Origin of the sequence: Aeromonas sp. R7-5, from assembly GCF_040908015.1 — a bacterium.
Lineage (GTDB): Bacteria > Pseudomonadota > Gammaproteobacteria > Enterobacterales > Aeromonadaceae > Aeromonas > Aeromonas caviae.
Window position 1 is genome coordinate 116,850 of sequence record NZ_JBFOCZ010000028.1, and the last position, 17,946, is coordinate 134,795.

The following is a 17,946-nucleotide window of genomic DNA, read 5'->3' on the forward strand; positions in this document are numbered from 1 at the left end:
TCCTTGGGCTGGTGTGCAATGAGGAGCGACGGGCCCTGCGGCGGGCCTCACCCCGGCTGATTCGGCGTTGCCATCGGGGCCGGGGCCGCCATGACGTGGCGGCGCGCCCGGGCCCCTTCGTCTGCCCGAGCAGGGCTGTCAGGGGGCAGGAATAAAGCGATAACGGGTCTGGTGGCGATAACGCTGCCCCGGCAGCAACCAGGGATCGCCGAGGGCGGGCCGGTTCGGGCTGTCGGGCAATTGCTGGGCCTCCAGGCAGAAGCCGTCGTAATCCCGATAGGGTCGGCCCTGACGATCCGGTGTGCCGGTCAGCCAGTTGCCGCTGTAGAACTGCAGGGAGGGCTGGTTGGTGTAGACCGCCATGGTCAGCTTGCCATCCCCCGAGATCACCCGGGCGGCCCATGGCTGGCCGGACCCACCAAACGGCTCATCAACAGGCTCAAAATCGCTGTTGTTGAGCAGAAATGCGTGATCGTACCCCTTGGCCAACTGCTGCTGGGGGTGGTCCAGCCACGCCTGGCCGATGGGGCGGGGGGCGCGCAGATCGAAGGGGCCTTCCACCGGGGCGATGGCCAGCGGCAGGCTCTGGTCATCCGTGGGCAGGTAGCGGTCGGCGTCTAGGCTGATGGTGTGGTGGCGGATGTCGCCACCGCCATCCAGGTTGAAGTAGGCGTGGCTGGTGAGGCTGACCGGGCTGGGGGCGTCCGTGCTGGCGCAGAAGTCGACCACCAGATCGCACTGCTCCAGCCGATACTCCAGGCTCACCCTCAGATTGCCGGGAAAGCCCTGATCCCCCGCACGGGAGAGGAGCGCCAGCTTGACCCTGTCCGCCTCCTGCTCCTTGATCTGCCAGGTGCGGCGATGGAACCCGTCGCGCCCGCCGTGCAGGCAGTTGGCCCCCTGGTTGGCGTCCAGCGTCCAGCACTGGCCTTCCCGCTCAAGGCGGGCGCCGCCGATGCGGTTGGCAAAGCGCCCCGCCACGGCCCCCAGCCATACCTGCTGGGTGAGGTAGGCCTCGTCGGCGCAGCCCAGCAGCACCTCCCGCCGCTCTCCCGCCACCGGCAGGGTGAGGGAGGTGAGGGTGGCCCCGTATGCGAGACCGCGCAGCCGCAGTCCCTCCTCGTTTTCCAGTTCGAATCTCATCATTGTTTGCGGTTCCCCGTCGTGATCCCGTCGCCCCCTGCCGGCGTCGCGAGTGCCGGGCAGGGGGCGTCACCCGTTGTCAGGCGTGCGTTACAGTCTGCCGGCCCCTGCGCTGGCACGGCAGACGTAACAGTCCGCCTTGAGGCCGAAACGGGCCGGGTATTCCGCCTCCACCACGGCGATCACCTCGGCCACCTTCTCGGGGCGCAGCAGGGCGACCACGCAGCCACCAAAACCGCCACCGGTCATGCGCACACCGCCTTCGCTGCCGAGCCGGGCCTTGATGATCTCCACCAGGCCGTCGATGGGAGGCACGGTGATCTCGAAGTCATCGCGCATGGCGGCGTGGGACTGGCCCATCAGCTCGCCGAGGCGCACCAGATCGCCCTGTGCCAGCGCATCGGCCGCCGCCAGAGTGCGGGCGTTCTCGCCGACCACGTGGCGGGCACGGCGATAGCAGGTCTCGTCCAGCCCGGCCTTGCCCGCTTCCAGGGTCGCCAGATCCAGGTCGCGCAGGGCCTTGACCCCGTAGTGACGGGCGGCGGTTTCGCACTGCTGGCGACGGGTGTTGTATTCGCTGTCCACCAGGCCGCGGCGCACGTTGGAGTTGACGATGAGCACCGCCAGATCGGTGGGCATGGGGATGAGCCGGGTCTCCAGGGAGCGGCAATCGAGCAGCAGGGCGTGATCCTGCTTGCCGCTCGCGGAGATCATCTGATCCATGATGCCGCAGTTGCAGCCGACGAACTGGTTCTCCGCCTGCTGGCCGTTGAGGGCGATTTCCGCCTGGCTGATGGCCAGCCCCTGGGCCTCCTTGAAGGCCTGGCCGATGGCCACCTCCAGGGAAGCGGAGGAGGAGAGACCCGTCCCCTGGGGCACGTTGCCGGAGACCACCAGATTGAGGCCGCGCAGGGCGTGGCCCCGTGCCTGCAGGTGTTTCACCACGCCGCGGATATAGTCGCTCCAGCGCTGGCTGGGGTGGTGCTCGATGGGTTGATCGAGACTGAACCGGTCGCGCTGGTTGTCGTAGTCGGCGGCGATCACTTCGACCAGGTTGTCGCCGCGCAGGCCGATGGCGACGCAGGTCTCGTAGTCGATGGCGCAGGGCAGCACGAAGCCGTCGTTGTAGTCGGTGTGCTCGCCGATGAGGTTGACGCGGCCTGGAGCCCGTACCAGCAGGTCGGGTTGTTGCTCAAACTGCTCGGCAAACACGGCGCTGACGCGCTGGCTCGGGGTCATAGGGCCTCCTCGTTGGCCTGGTTCTGGTCGTTGTAGTGGATGGGACTGAGGGCGCGCAGCCGTTCCGCCGCCTGTTCCGGGGTGAGATCGCGCTGGGTTTCGGCCAGCATCTCGAAGCCCACCATGAATTTGCGCACCGTGGCGGAGCGCAGCAGGGGCGGATAGAAGTGGGCGTGCAGTTGCCACGCCTCGGGGCAGTCGGAACGGGGCGGGGCGAAGTGCCAGCCCATGGAGTAGGGGAAGCTGCACTGGAACAGGTTGTCGTAGCGGCTGGTGAGCTCCTTGAGCGCGATGGCCAGGTCCTGTTGCTGTTCCCGGGTGAGATCCAGCATGGAGGGGACATGGGCCTTGGGCAGCAGCAGGGTCTCGAACGGCCAGGCCGCCCAGAAGGGCACCACCGCCAGCCAGTGGGCCGTCTCCACCACGATGCGGGAGCGATCCGCCAGCTCCCGTTCCACATAGTCCAGCAGCAGGGGGCGGCCGTGTTCGGCCAGCCAGGCGCGCTGGTGCGCCTCTTCTCGGGCAATCTCGTTGGGCAGGAAGTCGCTGCCCCAGAGCTGGCCATGAGGGTGCGGGTTGGAGCAGCCCATGACGGCGCCCTTGTTTTCAAAGACTTGCACCCATTCCCACTGGTCAGAGAGCTCGGCCACCTGGTCCATCCAGGTGGTGATCACCCCTTCGATGGCGGGCAGGGGCAGCTCGGGCAGGGTCTTGCCGTGATCCGGCGAGAAGCAGATGACCCGGCTGGTGCCCCGGGCGGCTTCCAGCTTCAGCAGGGGATCCGGCGCCGCGTCGGCGGCCGGGGTGTCCTGCATCAGGGCGGCGAAGTCGTTGGTAAAGACGAAGGTGTCCTGATAGTCGGGGTTGATATCGCCGGTCACCCGGGTGTTGCCCGCACAGAGGAAGCAGTCGGGATCATGGGCCTGGCTCGGCGCCAGGCTCACCTTCTCGACCTGGCCTTGCCAGGGGCGCTTGGCCCTGTGAGGGGAGACCAGCACGTACTGGCCGGTGAGCGGGTTGAAGCGGCGGTGGGGGTGATCAACGGGGTTGAACATCATCACTCCAGTCTGTGAGTTGAATACATCCGAAGGCGCAGGCCAGGGCCTACGCCTCGTAACCATTGGGGTTGGCGGACTGCCAGCGCCAGCTGTCGGCGCACATGGCGGCGAGATCCCGGCTGGCGTGCCAGTCCAGTTCCCGAGCGGCCTTGGCGGGATCGGCCCAGCACTCGGCGATGTCGCCGGGGCGCCGTGGCTCGATCCGGTAGGGAAGGGGCCGACCGCAGGCGGCCTCGAACGCCGCGACCATCTGCAACACGCTCTGGCCCTGGCCCGTGCCCAGGTTGTAGGCGTGGACACCGCCCCGTCCGGCGCAGTGTTCCAGAGCCTTGACGTGCCCTTCGGCGAGATCCATCACATGGATGTAGTCGCGCACCCCGGTGCCGTCGATGGTTGGGTAATCGTTACCAAAGACCGAGAGGCAGTCGCGCCGGCCGATGGCGACCTGGGTCAAAAACGGCATCAGATTGTTGGGGATGCCCTGGGGATCCTCCCCCAGAGTGCCGGACTCGTGGGCGCCGACGGGGTTGAAATAGCGCAGCAGGGTCATGCTCCAGTGGGGCTCGGCCCGCTGCAGATCCTCGAGGATCTCCTCGATGATCAGCTTGGATCGGCCATAGGGGTTGGTGGCGCTGCGGGGGAAATCCTCCCGGATCGGGGTGCTGGCGGGATCGCCGTAGACGGTGGCCGACGAGCTGAACACCAGATTGCGTACCCCGGCCCGTTTCATCGCCTGCAGCAATACCAGGGTGCCGCTCAGGTTGTTCTCGTAGTAGTCCAGCGGGATGCGGGTCGACTCGCCGACCGCCTTGAGGGCGGCGAAGTGGATCACGGCGTCGATGTGCTGCTCGCTGAAGATGCGATCCAGCAGGGCCGGGTCACGGATGTCCCCTTCGTAGAAGCGGGGCTGGCGCCCGCTGATGGCGGCGACACGGGTCAGGACGCCCGCCTTGCTGTTGCAGAGGTTGTCTACCACCACGGGCTCCATGCCTGCGGCCTGCAAGGCCAGACAGGTGTGGCTGCCGATGTAGCCGCAACCGCCGGTGACCAGTACTTTCATCCGTTGTTCCACCCTCAACTCCTCGCATCAGGAAAGCCTGAGCAGGAGTCTAGCCGAGGGGCTGACGGGCAAACTGTGAGCTGCTTAACAAATATGTGTAAACGATTACACTTGTTTTCATCGACCAATGTGGCAAGTTCTGATTTTTCCCCCTGTTATCAGTGACATTGAACGGTATAATGCGGCCAGTTGCAGCGTGAAATAAGTGAAAACAGCATGAGCACCATCAAGGATGTCGCCCGTTTGGCCAATGTGTCAGTGGCAACGGTTTCACGGGTGATGAACAACTCACCCAAGGCCAGTGCCGCCTCCCGCGAGGTGGTGCTGAAGGCCATGGCCGAGCTGGGCTATACCCCCAACGCCAACGCGCGGGCCCTGGTCAGCCAGACCTGTGACACCATGGGAGTGGTGGTGGGCGACGTGGCGGATCCTTTCTTCGGCGCCCTGGTCAAAGGGGTCGCTGCGGTGGCAGTGGAGCAGGGCTTGCACCTGTTGATGGGTAATGGTTTTCACCGCGCCCAGCAGGAGCGGGAGGCCATCGAGCTGCTCATCGGCAAACGCTGCGAGGCACTGGTGGTGCACAGCAAGGCGCTCGGCGACGAGGAGCTGGTCGACTACGCCCTGCGCGCCCCCGGCATGGTGCTGATCAACCGCGACATTCCGAGTCTGAGGGGGCGCTGCATCGCTCTCAACAACCGCCAGGGTGCGGCGACAGCCACCCGTCATCTGCTGGATCTCGGCCACCGCCATATCGCCTTCCTGAGCTCGGATCACGCCATCGAGGATGCGCTGTTGCGCCACCAGGGCTATCAGGATGCCCTGGCGGAGGCGGAGGTCTTCGCCGATCCCGAGCTGGTGGAGAGCGGCATGCCCAATGAAGAGGGGGGCGAGCGCGCCATGCTCAACCTGCTGGCCAAGGGGTTGCCCATCACGGCGGTGGTGGCCTACAACGACGCCATGGCGGCAGGGGCCATCTCCGTGCTGGCGGACAATGGCCTCAAGGTGCCGGAAGAGGTGTCTGTGGTGGGCTTCGATGACATCATCTACGCCAGATACCTGAGACCCAAGCTCTCCACCATGCGCTATCCCATCGAGCTGATGGCGGCCCAGGCGGCCAAGCTGGCGCTGCAACTCGCCGCAGGGGAGAGCGAATCGGTGCAGAGCCGCATCTATACCCCCACCCTGATCAACCGCCATTCGGTCGCTCCCGTCAGGTCCTGATCGCAGCGCTTGCGCCCCCGTCGGCGCAAGCGCTGCGCCTGGCGAACCCGGACTGCAGCCCATAAAGCGCCCCATAGCTCAGACGATAGGTAGCTCAGAGCATGGCGAGCGCAGACCATAAAGGACTGTCTGAGGAGTGACAACGGTCCCCTCACGCTCCCTGCCTGCCGAACTCGGCAGCTCTTCCCGCTCGTCTGTCACGAGCCCCTCTCCCCCGGCCTGCCGAGCCTCACTTCCGGCCAGATCCTGCCAGACGCCCGTCATGGCTTTTCTCTGCGCCGGGCAGGGGCGATCGTGGCCTCTGCGCGCTCCTTCGAGAGGCCGGGCTGCGTGCCCGGAACCGGGTTGAGGCGCTCCAGCACCTGATGAGGCGAGGGGGGCGCGATGTCGGGTCTTTGCCATGGCTTGCTCCGCTGGCTCGGCCATTGCCTCCCGGTTTCACACTCCCGGGCATCTTTTGCCCTTCCGAAGGTCCGCTTTTTCCCCCGTGGGGTCATTTACCCGGATTTATCCGATTTTTACTCCGTTTTACTTAACAAAATGAGTGTAATCGTTTACATCTGTGTGAGCGGGATCGCCGATCACCGGGCAAAACTCTCCTACACTGCAGTGGTTTTCAGCGTGAATGCAGGGAGAAGTGAAGCATGCTCAGGGAGATAGTGGCCCGTCAGGATTGGCAGACCCAGGGGATCACCGCCGTGAACCGGTTGCCAGCCCATACCCCCTTGTCCAGTTGGCGCAGTGAAGGGGAAGCCAGGATGGGGGGGTTGTCACCTTCCCGCCTGCTGCTGGACGGCGAGTGGCAGTTCTCCTGGTTCGAGGCCCCGGAGCGGGTGCCGGAGCAGTGGCTGGTGGAGGATCTGCCGGATGCCTGCCCCATCAAGGTGCCGGGCAACTGGCAACTGGCTGCGGCCTATCCGGGGGCGCGGCCCGTCACGGATGTGCCCATCTACACCAACATCAAATACCCCTTTCCCTGCGACCCGCCCCGGGTGCCTGCCGAGAATCCCACCGGTTGCTACTCCCGCGAGTTCACGGTTGCTGCGGACTGGCTGGCCGAGGGGCAGACCCGGATCATCTTCGACGGGGTGGACAGCGCGTTTCACCTCTTCTGCAACGGCCGCTGGGTCGGCTACTCCCAGGACAGCCGGCTGCCGGCGGAATTCGATCTGACCCCCTTCCTTCAGGCCGGGGTCAACCGCCTTGCCGTCCTGGTGCTGCGCTGGTCTGACGGCTCCTATCTGGAAGATCAGGACATGTGGCGCATGAGCGGCATCTTCCGCTCCGTCAGCCTGCTGCACAAACCGGTCCGTCATCTGATGGATATCCGGGTGACGCCCGAGCTCGACGCCTGCTACCGGGATGCCCGCCTCAAGGTTGAATTGCAGGCGGCCAACGGGGCCGGTCTGTCGGTGGAGGCCAACCTCTATGATGGCGACGAGCGGGTCGCGACCCTGCACCAGCGGATCGGCACCCAGGCCATCGACGAGAAAGGGGTGTATGACGATCGCGCCGAGCTGTGGCTGACGGTAACGGCGCCACACAAGTGGAGCGCCGAGACCCCGCACCTCTATCGCCTGACCCTGACCCTGCTGGACGAGCAGGGAAGCGCTCTCGAGAGCGAGGCCCATGACGTGGGCTTTCGGGCGGTGGAAATCCGTGGCGGCCTGCTGCGGGTCAACGGTCAGCCCCTGCTGATTCGTGGTGCCAATCGCCATGAACACCATCCCGCCACGGGTCACGTGGTGACCCCGGCCGACATGGAGCAGGATCTGCTGCTGATGAAGCGGCACAACTTCAACGCGGTGCGCTGCTCCCACTATCCCAATCACCCCGAGCTCTATCGCCTGTGCGACCGGCTCGGCCTCTATGTGGTGGACGAGGCGAACCTGGAGACCCACGGCATGACCCCCATGGGGCGGCTGGCGCGGGATCCCGCCTGGAGCAACGCCTTCCTGGAGCGGGTTACCCGCATGGTGGCCCGGGACTTCAACCACCCCTGCATCATCATCTGGTCCCTGGGGAACGAATCCGGTTATGGCCCGGCCCACGACGCCATGTATCGCTGGGTGAAGGGGGCGGACCCCAGCCGCCCGGTGCAGTACGAAGGGGGCGGGGCCGACACCCCGGCCACCGACATCATCTGCCCCATGTATGCCCGTACCCACCAGGATCAACCCTTCCCGGCGGTGCCCAAGTGGGCGCTGGCCAAGTGGATCGGCCTGCCGGAAGAGACCCGGCCGCTGATCCTGTGCGAATACGCCCACGCCATGGGCAACAGCCTGGGGGGCTATGCCCATTACTGGCAGGCATTTCGCGATCATCCGCGGCTGCAGGGTGGGTTTGTCTGGGATTGGGTCGATCAGGGGCTGGACAAGCAGACCGACGATGGCCGTCATTTCTGGGCCTATGGTGGCGATTTCGGCGACACTCCGAACGATCGCCAGTTCTGCTGCAACGGCCTGCTGTTCCCCGATCGCACCCCCCATCCATCCCTGTTTGAAGCCCGGCGTGCCCAGCAGCCCTTTGTTCTGACCCTGCAGGGTCGCCAGCCGCTGACGGTGGAGATCCGCAGCGAATACCTGTTCCGGGAGACGGACAACGAACGCCTGCTGTGGCGTCTGTGTGAAGACGGTGTGGTGGTGAGCCAGGGTGAATGCCCGCTCGAGCTGGCCCCCCGGGGGAGCGTGACGCTGACCCTGCTGGAGCAACTGCCGGCCTTTGCGCCGGGGGCGATCGCCTGGCTGGATCTCGCCATCGTGCAGCCCACCGCCACGGCCTGGGCCGGAGCGGGTCACGAGGTGGCTCGCCAGCAATGCCTGTTGCCCGCGCCCCTGGCGCTGCCGTCGGCCTGCCCGGCGGTCAGCCTGACCGAGCAGCGCGATCACTGGGTGCTTGGCGCCGCAGAGTCCCTGTGGCAGCTCGACAAGGCCAGTGGTCGCATCGTCAGCTGGCAGAAGCAGGGCCGCGAGCGGCTGCGCGACGCCATCGCCGATCACTTCTATCGGGCGCCGCTCGACAACGATATCGGCACCAGCGAGGCGGATCACGCCGATCCCAACGCCTGGATTGCCCGCTGGCAGGAGGCCGGACTCAATGATCTGCAGCACCGCTGTCTCGGCCTGGAGGCGAGTCCGGAGCAGGGTCTCATCACGGCGCACCACGCCTACTTCGTGGGTGACGAGCCGAAGATCCTGACCCGCTGGCATCACAGGATGGACGGGGAGGGCGCCATGCACCTCGCCATCGAGGTGGAGGTGGCCGCCGACATGCCCTCCTTGCCGCGCATCGGTGCCCGGCTCTGGCTGACCGATGAACCGGCCGAAGGTGCCCCGGTGAGCTGGCTGGGGCTTGGCCCCCACGAGAATTACCCGGATCGCCGGCTCGCCGCTGATCTCGGTCGCTGGCAATTGCCCATCGAGGCGTTGCACACCCCTTATGTCTTCCCCACCGACAACGGACTGCGCTGCGATACCCGCGCACTGCAACTGGGGGATCTGGCGGTGGAGGGGCGCTTCCACTTCAGCGTCAGCCGCTACAGTCAGCAGCAGCTGGCAGAAGCCCGTCACCAGACCGATCTGGTGGCCCTGGGGGGCACACACCTTTGCCTCGATGGCTTCCACATGGGGGTGGGAGGCGACGACTCCTGGAGCCAGAGCGTGCGGCCCGAGTTCTGGCTGTTGCCGGGGCGTTATCAGTGGCACTGCCGTCTGAGCTAGCCGGACCCGCCGTCGGGAGATGGCGAGACCCAAAGGCAGTTTCTCACGTAACTATTTAATTTTTAACAATATTACGGCTATGTAACAGAGTGTAAACGTTTTCATTTTGTTGCCAGGATCACAGACCGCCTCACAACAAACTGATTACATTAGGCTGGCGCCAGCTCAAACGGTGTACAGCATTCCCTACAAAAAACAGATAGAGATCGGAGCATAACAATGAAAAAACTCACGACAGTTGCCACCTTGCTGATGGGACTGATGGCGGGAGCCCAAGCCCAGGCCGATACCCGTATCGGGGTCACCGTCTACAAGTACGACGACAACTTCATGGCCGTGGTGCGCAAGGCCATCGAGAAAGAAGCGGCGGCCACCCCGGGTGTGGAACTGCTGATGAACGACTCCCAGAACGACCAGTCCAAGCAGAACGACCAGATCGATGTACTGCTGGCCAAGGGCGTGAAGGCCCTGGCCATCAACCTGGTTGACCCGGCGGCGGCCCCTGTCGTGATTGAGAAAGCCCGTGCGGACGAGATCCCCGTGGTCTTCTACAACAAGGAACCGAGCGCGGCCGACCTGGCCAGCTATGACAAGGCCTACTACGTTGGCACCGACTCCAAGGAGTCCGGCATCATCCAGGGCCAGCTGATCGCCAAGCACTGGAAAGCGCACCCCGAGTGGGATCTGAACAAGGATGGCGTCATCCAGTTCGTGCTGCTCAAGGGTGAGCCTGGCCACCCGGATGCGGAAGCACGCACCACCTACGTCGTCAAGACCCTGAACGATGGCGGCATCAAGACCGAGCAACTGCACATGGATACCGGTATGTGGGATACCGCCATGGCCAAGGACAAGATGGACGCCTGGATCTCCGGTCCGAACGCCAACAAGATCGAAGTGGTCATCGCGAACAACGACGGCATGGCGATGGGCGCCGTGGAATCCCTGAAGGCCCAGGGCAAGACCGCCATCCCGGTGTTCGGTGTTGACGCCCTGCCGGAAGCCCTGGCCATGGTCAAGAGCGGTGCCATGGCTGGTACCGTGCTGAACGATGCGGCCAACCAGGCCAAGGCCACCTTCGAGCTGACCAAGAACCTGGCCGAAGGCAAGCCGGCTGGTGAAGGCACCAACTGGAAGATCGACAACAAGGTCGTCCGCGTTGCCTACGTGGGCGTAGACAAAGACAACCTGTCCCAATTCGAGTAATTCCTCCCCTCAGGGCAAGGGAGATCCCCTTGCCCTCTTTTCAACCAGATGTGATGGCTGATATGACAACACGGCAACAATCAGAATGGCTGTTGGAGATGATTGACGTCAGTAAGAGCTTTCCTGGCGTCAAGGCACTCGATAATGTCAATTTACGGGTCCGTCCTCATTCTGTGCATGCGTTGATGGGCGAGAATGGTGCAGGGAAGTCCACGCTGCTCAAGTGCCTGTTCGGCATCTACGAGAAGGATCAGGGCAAGATCTTCTTCAAGGGACAGGAGATCAACTTCACCTCGTCCAAAGAGGCGCTGGAGAATGGCGTTTCCATGGTGCACCAGGAGCTGAACCTGGTACTGCAACGCACCGTGATGGACAACATGTGGCTCGGCCGCTATCCCACCAAGGGACTGTTTGTCGACCACGGCAAGATGTATCAGGACACCAAGCATATCTTCGAGGAGCTGGACATCGACATCGACCCCAGGGTCAAGGTCGGCACCCTGTCGGTTTCCCAGATGCAGATGATCGAGATTGCCAAGGCATTCTCCTATGACGCCAAGATCGTCATCATGGACGAACCCACCTCCTCCCTGACCGAGAAAGAGGTCAACCACCTCTTCAAGATCATCAACAAGCTCAAGGAGAAGGGGTGCGGCATCGTCTACATCTCCCACAAGATGGAAGAGATCTTCCAGCTCTGTGACGAGATCACCATATTGCGGGATGGCCAGTGGGTGGCGACCCAGCCCCTCAAGGGCATGACCATGGATCAGATCATCGGCATGATGGTCGGCCGCGAGCTCACCCAGCGCTTCCCGGAAAAAACCAACCAGCCCAAAGAGGTGATCCTCGAGGTCGAGCACCTGACGGCCAAGAACCAGCCTTCCATCAAGGACGTGACCTTCAACCTGCACAAGGGGGAGATCCTCGGCATCGCCGGTCTGGTGGGGGCCAAGCGCACCGACATCGTGGAGACCCTGTTCGGCATCCGTGATCGCAGCGAAGGGACCATCAAGCTGCACGGCAAAGAGGTGGCGAACCACAACGCCCACGAGGCGATCCAGAACGGCTTCGCCCTGGTGACCGAGGAGCGCCGCTCCACCGGGATCTATTCACGCCTCGACATCGCATTCAACTCCCTGATCGCCAACATGGACAACTACAAGGGATCCATGGGGCTGCTCAGCGACAACAAGATGAAGAGCGATACCCAGTGGGTCATCGACTCCATGCGCGTCAAGACACCGACCCAGCAGACCCAGATCGGCTCGCTCTCCGGTGGCAACCAGCAGAAGGTGATCATCGGTCGCTGGCTGCTGACCCAGCCCGAGATCCTGATGCTGGATGAACCGACCCGGGGTATCGACGTCGGCGCCAAGTTCGAGATCTACCAGCTCATCCTGGAGCTGGCGAAGAAGGACAAGGGCATCGTCATCATCTCCTCCGAAATGCCGGAACTGCTCGGCATCACGGACCGCATCATGGTCATGAGCAATGGCCGGGTCGCGGGGATCGTCAACACCAAAGAAACTGACCAGAGCGAGATCCTGCGCCTGGCATCTCTGTACCTATAAAGACAGGAAGACATTATGGAGTCGGCTAAAAATTTCAATCTGATGCAGGCGCTCAAAGAGAACGGCATCTATGTGGTGTTGCTGGTGTTGCTCATGATCATCGTGATCAAGGAGCCCTCCTTCCTCAGCCTCACCAACCTCAGCAACATCCTGACCCAGTCCTCGGTGCGGGTCATCATCGCCCTCGGGGTGGCGGGCATCATCATCACCCAGGGTACTGACCTGTCGGCCGGTCGTCAGGTCGGTCTGGCGGCGCTGATCGCGGCCACCATGCTGCAGGCCCTGACCAACGTCAACAAGGTCTTCCCCACCCTGGGGGAGGTACCCATTCCGGCGGTGATCCTGCTGGTGTGCGTGGTGGGCGCCCTGATTGGTCTGGTCAACGGCCTGATCGTCGCCTACCTGAACGTGACGCCCTTCATCACCACCCTGGGCACCATGATCATCGTCTACGGCATCAACTCCCTCTATTTCGACTCCGTGGGGGCTTCTCCGGTAGCCGGGTTTGATCCTCGCTTTTCCAACTTTGCGCAGGGCTTCATCCGGATTGGCGGGTTCAAGCTCTCGTACCTGACCTTCTATGCGGCCATCGCCAGCATCTTCGTCTGGGTGCTGTGGAACAAGACCCGCTTTGGCAAGAACATCTTCGCCATCGGCGGCAACCCGGAAGCGGCCAAGGTGTCCGGCGTCAACGTCGCCGTCAACCTGGTGGTCATCTATGCCCTGGCCGGTGTCTTCTACGCCTTCGGCGGCATGCTGGAAGCGGGGCGGATCGGCAGTGCCACCAACAACCTCGGCTTCATGTACGAGCTGGATGCCATCGCGGCCTGCGTGGTGGGGGGGGTTTCGTTTGCCGGCGGTGTGGGAACTGTCGCGGGTGTGATCACCGGCGTACTTATCTTCACGCTGATCAACTATGGTTTGACCTACATCGGTGTCAGCCCTTACTGGCAGTTCATCATCAAGGGCGGCATCATCATCCTGGCGGTAGCCCTGGACTCCATGAAGTACGCCAAGAAGAAGTAAGCATTGGCAGGGAGGGCCGGGTCATCCCGGCCCTTTCTCTTTGGAGGGACCCATACCATGGCATTCAAAGTCAAAATCAACGTGCTGTTGCTGCTCGCCATTCTGGTCACCATCGGTACCGCCTGGTTCAGCGTCAACCATTTCATCAGCGGCTACATCCGCACCCAGGCCACCCAGAACATCAACGAGCAGATCACCCTGGTCAGGGAGAAGCTGGCGGGTGACATCAACCAGAAGGTGCTGCTGGCCGCCAACCTCAACCTCGGGGTGACCAGCGTCAAGAAGGCGCTGCAGGAGACCGGCTTTCACAACATTGTCAAGCTCATTGGCGACATGGCATTCGACGCGAACGGGGTCATCGACGACAAGGCCAGGGTTGACGCCCTGCGCAAGCTGATCCCCGCCGCCAACAACCAGATCACCGTCAGCCCGCTGGAGCAGCTCGACGGCAAACCCGTCATCTCCATCCTAGTGCCGCGCGGTGCCGACTCCGCCTACCTCTACTACCTCGACATGAGCGAGTTCAAGACGCTGCTGACCAAGGTAAGCGGGGAAGGGCGTTACTTCTCCCTCACCGACAGTCAGGGACAGGTGCTCTACAGCAGCAAGCCCCAGGGAGAGAGCGAGAGCCGCCCCAACAAGCTGGATATTCGCGGCAGCGAGTGGACCCTGACCGGTTATGTGGATCTCGACTATATCCGGGCCATGACCCAGGCGCTCAACGGCAAGATCACCCTGGCCCTGCTCGGAGTGGCGGCGCTGGTACTGGCCCTCTCCATGGTGGCCCTCAACCTGGCCTATAGACCCATCCTCTCCTTGCGCGACCTGGTGCAGGAGCTCTCCCAGGGCAATGGGGATCTGACCCGCCGGCTCACGGTGACCAGCAAGGATGATCTCGGCCAGATCTCGGCGGGCATCAACCGTTTCATCGAGCAGTTGCAGGGCATGATGGGGGAGGTGAGACAAGCGAGTGGCCAGCTCAATGAAGGGATATCGGCATTGGCGAGGCAGACGGGGTCAGCCCAGGGCCTGCTGGCGGAGCATGTGCGGGAGACCGAACAGGTGGTCACCGCCATCAACGAGATGAGCCGTACTGCCGTCTCGGTATCGGAGAGCGCGGCCAATACTGCCCAGCTGACTGGCCAGAGCCAGCAACTGGCCAACCAGTCGCGTCAGGTGGTGGATCAGGCCATGGCCAGCGTCACTGCGCTGGTGACGGAGGTGGAGGCCACGGCACACTCCATCGAAGCCATGCAGCAGGATGTGCAGCAGATAGGCTCGATTCTCGGGGTCATCGGTGGCATCGCAGAGCAGACCAACCTGCTGGCCCTCAACGCCGCCATCGAGGCGGCCCGGGCCGGGGAGCAGGGGCGGGGGTTTGCGGTGGTGGCGGATGAAGTGCGCTCTCTGGCGGGACGCACCCAGAAAAGCACTGCCGAGATCCAGACCATGCTGACCCGGCTGCAACGGGGCACCCAGACCGTGGTGGCCGCCATGGGCAACACCCGGCAGAGCTGCCAGGATGCGGCGGAAAACACCAGCAAGGTGAATGCGTCACTGGATCTGATGGCGGGAGAAGTGGTGGAGATCAACGATCTCATCAGCCATATCGCCACGGCCGCGGAGGAGCAGAGTGCCGTTGCCGAGGAGATCAATCGCAACATGAGTGCCATCGCCGAGGTGATCACCCAGCTCAAGGGGAATGGCGAGCGCACCGTGGACAGCTCGAACGCCATGCAGCGCACCTATGACAGGCTGCGGGAGATAGTGGGGCACTTCCGGCTGGAATAGCGCCGGCTGGGCGAGTCCCGGGTACCCTGGCCAGCAGTACCGTGGCCGGGGTGACCCATCAGCGGGCAGACGTGAAAAATACCCAAAAAAGATGGGGGCGACTTGCGTCGCCCCCGATAGTCTTATCGCTCATATCCTTGAACGAAGTTGCTCCCTGCAATCCCTGACTATACCTCTTCCTTTAGGTTTCCCCTTCCCAATCCTTTGGGGTGTCCTTTAGCCATCATGGCCTGACGAGTCATCCGTTCCCGTCGCACTTTCTCCGTCCTGGGAGGTGTCCTTTACCACATCCTGTGGTGAGTCCATTTGCCCAACCCTGGCAGCCAGTCTTCCTGACCGACTTCATTGCGTCCGTGCAGGAGTAACTATAAGGATTTCGCGCAGGGCGACAATGACATGCTGAAAAACGTTTTTTTCAAACTGGTTTCCCGAGAAAGGATAATGAAGTTATCTTTTTTAAAATCATGGCCTTAATGATCTATCGTGCTGTTTTTTCACGCGCATCTTCCGACTATGGCGAGAATTTTATTGGTGCTTTGCTTACGCAGTCGATGGCGAATATCTCACAAGGCGTTTAACTGCGGTTCAGAATCCGGGGAGGCCGGTCAGTGTCGATCGCAGATGAGGGTGGAGGAGGGCAACGGGCATGATGCAGGTGGCGTGGTCCGGATCCCATTCAGGAGATAAAGGAGGGAAAGCGGGGATGACCCAAGAGGAGATCGCCTCCCCTTGGGCGAGAGGGTCAGGGATGCAGGCTGCCACCGTGCCATTGGCATAGGTAGGCGGGGACCAGCATCTGGGGTGCCTGGTCAACGTGACAGACCACCAGCGGCATGGCGGGGGCTCCCTGGGCATGCACCAAGGCCGGTGTCATGGGCAGGACCAGGGCGACGAACAGAAACAGCGACGGGATCTTCATGGTTATCTCCTTGGTGACGGGAACGAATGTGACAAGCATCACTTTTTGAGTTAAGGCGAACCCGAAATCGGCGCAAGGTGACTGAAAAAATTCAACTAATGAAAAAACTTTGAATCCCGGTTGCACTCCGGTCGGTGAAAAAGCCGCCATCAGGATGCGTGCAAAATGCATATCCATATAAAAGAGATAGTGCACACGACTTGGCAATGAGGCTCGCCATCTGGCCCGGGCAGGCCGCCATGATCTGGGACAAGAGATGGATTATTCAGCGATAAAGGAGCAGGTGATTATTTATGTGAGAGCAAACGGGATGACAAGCGAGGATAAATTCAAAGGTGGGTGAAGTTTATTCAAAAAATGAGCGTTTTGATTTTAATGTATTGATTTATTTGATGTTTTTTATTGGTGGCTATCCATTTTTGGATATCATGGGTGAATGGAATTGCGTTCTTTGTGGAATATATTGGGGCTTTATTGCGTATTTATGCCGGATGGAGGGTGAGGGAAATGTCAGATATGTAAACTCCATCATAAATTAACTTCTGAATTTATGCAGTCTAGGGTGAATGTGATCAATGTCCAAGTTTGGTGGAGTTGCCAGACCTAATCTCTGCGTCGAAAGGCAAGGGCAGGATAGAACACAAGCCGAGTACCCTACATAAAGAATATCCCGCCTTAGCCACGAGCCTGAATAGAAGGAATCTATTCAATCACTCGCAGGGACCACTGCTAGACGGAATATCATCATGAGCAAATTTTATGTAGGTTCTGAAGTTGGCCAGTTGCGCCGTGTCATGTTGCACCGCCCCAACCTCAGTCTGAAGCGTCTGACCCCTTCCAACTGCCAGGATCTGCTGTTTGACGACGTCCTGTCCGTGGAACGTGCCGGTCAGGAGCACGACAAATTCGCTCAGGTACTGCGCGATCAGAATGTCGAAGTCTTCCTCCTGACCAATCTGCTGGCGGAAACCCTGGACGTGCCGGAAGCCAAAGCCTGGCTGCTGCAACACCAGGTCTCCGACTATCGCCTCGGCACTGCCCTGGCCAACGACGTGCGCTGCTTCCTGGCGGACATGCCTCACCGCGAGCTGGCCCGCATCCTCTCCGGCGGCCTCACCTACTCCGAGATGCCCTACAGCGGCGTCAACATGGTGGTCGGCATGCATGCCCCGACCGATTTCATCATCGAACCGCTGCCCAACCACCTCTTCACCCGCGACACCTCCTGCTGGGTCTATGGCGGCGTCTCCATCAACCCCATGGCCAAGGCCGCCCGTCGTCGCGAGACCAACCACGTGAAGGCCATCTACCGCTGGCACCCGCAGTTTGCCGGTCAGGAGTTCATCAAGTACTTCGGTGACGAGGAGCGCGACTACGACAACTCCACCATCGAAGGGGGCGACGTCCTGGTCATCGGCCGTGGCGCCGTGCTCATCGGCATGTCCGAGCGCACCACGCCACAAGGGGTGGAGCACCTGGCCCGCAGCCTGTTCAAGCACGGTCAGGCGAAACAGGTCATCGCCATGGAGCTGCCGAAACACCGCAGCTGCATGCACCTCGACACCGTCATGACCCACATGGATGTCGACACCTTCTCCGTCTATCCGGAAGTCATCCGCAAGGATGTGAACTGCTGGAGCCTGACCCCGGGCGGTGCCACCGGGATGAACATCAAGGAAGAGGGTTACTTCGTGACCGCCATCGAGAAGGCGCTGGGGGTGGATCAGCTCAGGCTCATCACCACCGGCGGCGACAGCTTCGAGGCCGAGCGGGAGCAGTGGAACGACGCCAACAACGTGCTGACCGTGCGCCCCGGCGTGGTGGTGGGTTACGAGCGCAACACCTACACCAACGAGAAGTACGACAAGGCCGGCATCACTGTGCTGCCCATCCCGGGTGAAGAGCTGGGACGTGGCCGCGGCGGCGCCCGCTGCATGAGCTGCCCGATGGAACGTGACGGCATCTAACAAGACGGCGTGGCGCCGGCAGA

The 17,946-nt window shown here is 62.3% G+C and carries 12 protein-coding genes; 7 read left to right on the forward strand and 5 right to left on the reverse strand.

Going from position 1 to position 17,946, the window contains the following annotated elements; all coding sequences use genetic code 11:
• Window positions 1-138: 138 nt before the first annotated feature.
• The 4 genes from AB5Y53_RS12275 to galE are packed head-to-tail and all read right to left on the reverse strand — an operon-like array spanning window position 139 to window position 4,500.
• Window positions 139-1,206, reverse strand: a complete 1,068-nt coding sequence (locus tag AB5Y53_RS12275; RefSeq protein WP_368182199.1) for a galactose-1-epimerase — start codon at window positions 1,204-1,206, stop codon at window positions 139-141.
• Between the two features lie 27 nt (window positions 1,207-1,233).
• A complete protein-coding gene (gene galK / locus AB5Y53_RS12280; protein WP_368182161.1) occupies window positions 1,234-2,382 on the reverse strand; it encodes a galactokinase in 1,149 nt (382 codons plus the stop codon).
• Window positions 2,379-3,437 (reverse strand): UDP-glucose--hexose-1-phosphate uridylyltransferase, encoded by a 1,059-nt coding sequence (locus AB5Y53_RS12285; protein ID WP_323955847.1) that lies wholly within the window; start codon window positions 3,435-3,437, stop codon window positions 2,379-2,381. Before AB5Y53_RS12285 ends, galK begins: the two co-directional genes overlap by 4 nt.
• Before the next feature lie 49 nt (window positions 3,438-3,486).
• Window positions 3,487-4,500, reverse strand: coding sequence for a UDP-glucose 4-epimerase GalE (gene galE, locus AB5Y53_RS12290; protein ID WP_368182163.1), 1,014 nt, complete (start codon window positions 4,498-4,500; stop codon window positions 3,487-3,489).
• A gap of 216 nt (window positions 4,501-4,716) precedes the next feature.
• Here galE and AB5Y53_RS12295 point away from each other — a divergent pair, with 216 nt between their 5' ends.
• From AB5Y53_RS12295 to AB5Y53_RS12320, 6 genes are all read left to right on the forward strand, one after another.
• Entirely contained in the window at window positions 4,717-5,721 is a 1,005-nt protein-coding gene (locus tag AB5Y53_RS12295) for a substrate-binding domain-containing protein (protein ID WP_010676018.1), read from the forward strand.
• A gap of 644 nt (window positions 5,722-6,365) precedes the next feature.
• Complete coding sequence (locus AB5Y53_RS12300) at window positions 6,366-9,440, forward strand: beta-galactosidase (protein ID WP_368182165.1); 3,075 nt, start codon at window positions 6,366-6,368, stop codon at window positions 9,438-9,440.
• 219 nt (window positions 9,441-9,659) lie between these two features.
• Window positions 9,660-10,646 carry a galactose/glucose ABC transporter substrate-binding protein MglB gene (mglB, locus tag AB5Y53_RS12305; RefSeq protein WP_010676016.1) on the forward strand — a complete coding sequence of 329 codons (987 nt, stop codon included), beginning with the start codon at window positions 9,660-9,662 and terminating at the stop codon, window positions 10,644-10,646.
• A 53-nt stretch (window positions 10,647-10,699) separates the two neighbouring features.
• Window positions 10,700-12,220: a galactose/methyl galactoside ABC transporter ATP-binding protein MglA gene (mglA, locus tag AB5Y53_RS12310; RefSeq protein ID WP_010676015.1), complete on the forward strand. Its 1,521-nt coding sequence runs from the start codon at window positions 10,700-10,702 to the stop codon at window positions 12,218-12,220.
• A 15-nt stretch (window positions 12,221-12,235) separates the two neighbouring features.
• On the forward strand, window positions 12,236-13,246 hold the full coding sequence (mglC, locus tag AB5Y53_RS12315) for a galactose/methyl galactoside ABC transporter permease MglC (RefSeq protein ID WP_323919598.1): 1,011 nt from the start codon (window positions 12,236-12,238) through the stop codon (window positions 13,244-13,246).
• A gap of 57 nt (window positions 13,247-13,303) precedes the next feature.
• Entirely contained in the window at window positions 13,304-15,037 is a 1,734-nt protein-coding gene (locus tag AB5Y53_RS12320; RefSeq protein ID WP_039039635.1) for a methyl-accepting chemotaxis protein, read from the forward strand.
• Between the two features lie 742 nt (window positions 15,038-15,779).
• On the opposite strand, the gene AB5Y53_RS12325 is transcribed toward AB5Y53_RS12320, so the two are convergent.
• The gene (locus tag AB5Y53_RS12325) at window positions 15,780-15,956 is read right to left on the reverse strand and encodes a hypothetical protein (RefSeq protein WP_368182167.1); all 177 of its coding nucleotides are present in this window, start codon (window positions 15,954-15,956) and stop codon (window positions 15,780-15,782) included.
• A gap of 746 nt (window positions 15,957-16,702) precedes the next feature.
• Between AB5Y53_RS12325 and arcA the strand changes: the two genes are divergently transcribed.
• Complete coding sequence (arcA, locus tag AB5Y53_RS12330) at window positions 16,703-17,923, forward strand: arginine deiminase (RefSeq protein ID WP_010676011.1); 1,221 nt, start codon at window positions 16,703-16,705, stop codon at window positions 17,921-17,923.
• Window positions 17,924-17,946: the final 23 nt, after the last annotated feature.

Coding starts and splice junctions, on each gene's coding strand:
- galK (WP_368182161.1), bottom strand. CDS start 2,382: ATGACCCCGAGCCAGCGCGTCAGCGCCGTGTTTGCCGAGCAGTTTGAG.
- AB5Y53_RS12285 (WP_323955847.1), bottom strand. CDS start 3,437: ATGTTCAACCCCGTTGATCACCCCCACCGCCGCTTCAACCCGCTCACC.
- galE (WP_368182163.1), bottom strand. CDS start 4,500: ATGAAAGTACTGGTCACCGGCGGTTGCGGCTACATCGGCAGCCACACC.
- AB5Y53_RS12295 (WP_010676018.1), top strand. CDS start 4,717: ATGAGCACCATCAAGGATGTCGCCCGTTTGGCCAATGTGTCAGTGGCA.
- AB5Y53_RS12300 (WP_368182165.1), top strand. CDS start 6,366: ATGCTCAGGGAGATAGTGGCCCGTCAGGATTGGCAGACCCAGGGGATC.
- mglB (WP_010676016.1), top strand. CDS start 9,660: ATGAAAAAACTCACGACAGTTGCCACCTTGCTGATGGGACTGATGGCG.
- mglA (WP_010676015.1), top strand. CDS start 10,700: ATGGCTGATATGACAACACGGCAACAATCAGAATGGCTGTTGGAGATG.
- mglC (WP_323919598.1), top strand. CDS start 12,236: ATGGAGTCGGCTAAAAATTTCAATCTGATGCAGGCGCTCAAAGAGAAC.
- AB5Y53_RS12320 (WP_039039635.1), top strand. CDS start 13,304: ATGGCATTCAAAGTCAAAATCAACGTGCTGTTGCTGCTCGCCATTCTG.
- AB5Y53_RS12325 (WP_368182167.1), bottom strand. CDS start 15,956: ATGAAGATCCCGTCGCTGTTTCTGTTCGTCGCCCTGGTCCTGCCCATG.
- arcA (WP_010676011.1), top strand. CDS start 16,703: ATGAGCAAATTTTATGTAGGTTCTGAAGTTGGCCAGTTGCGCCGTGTC.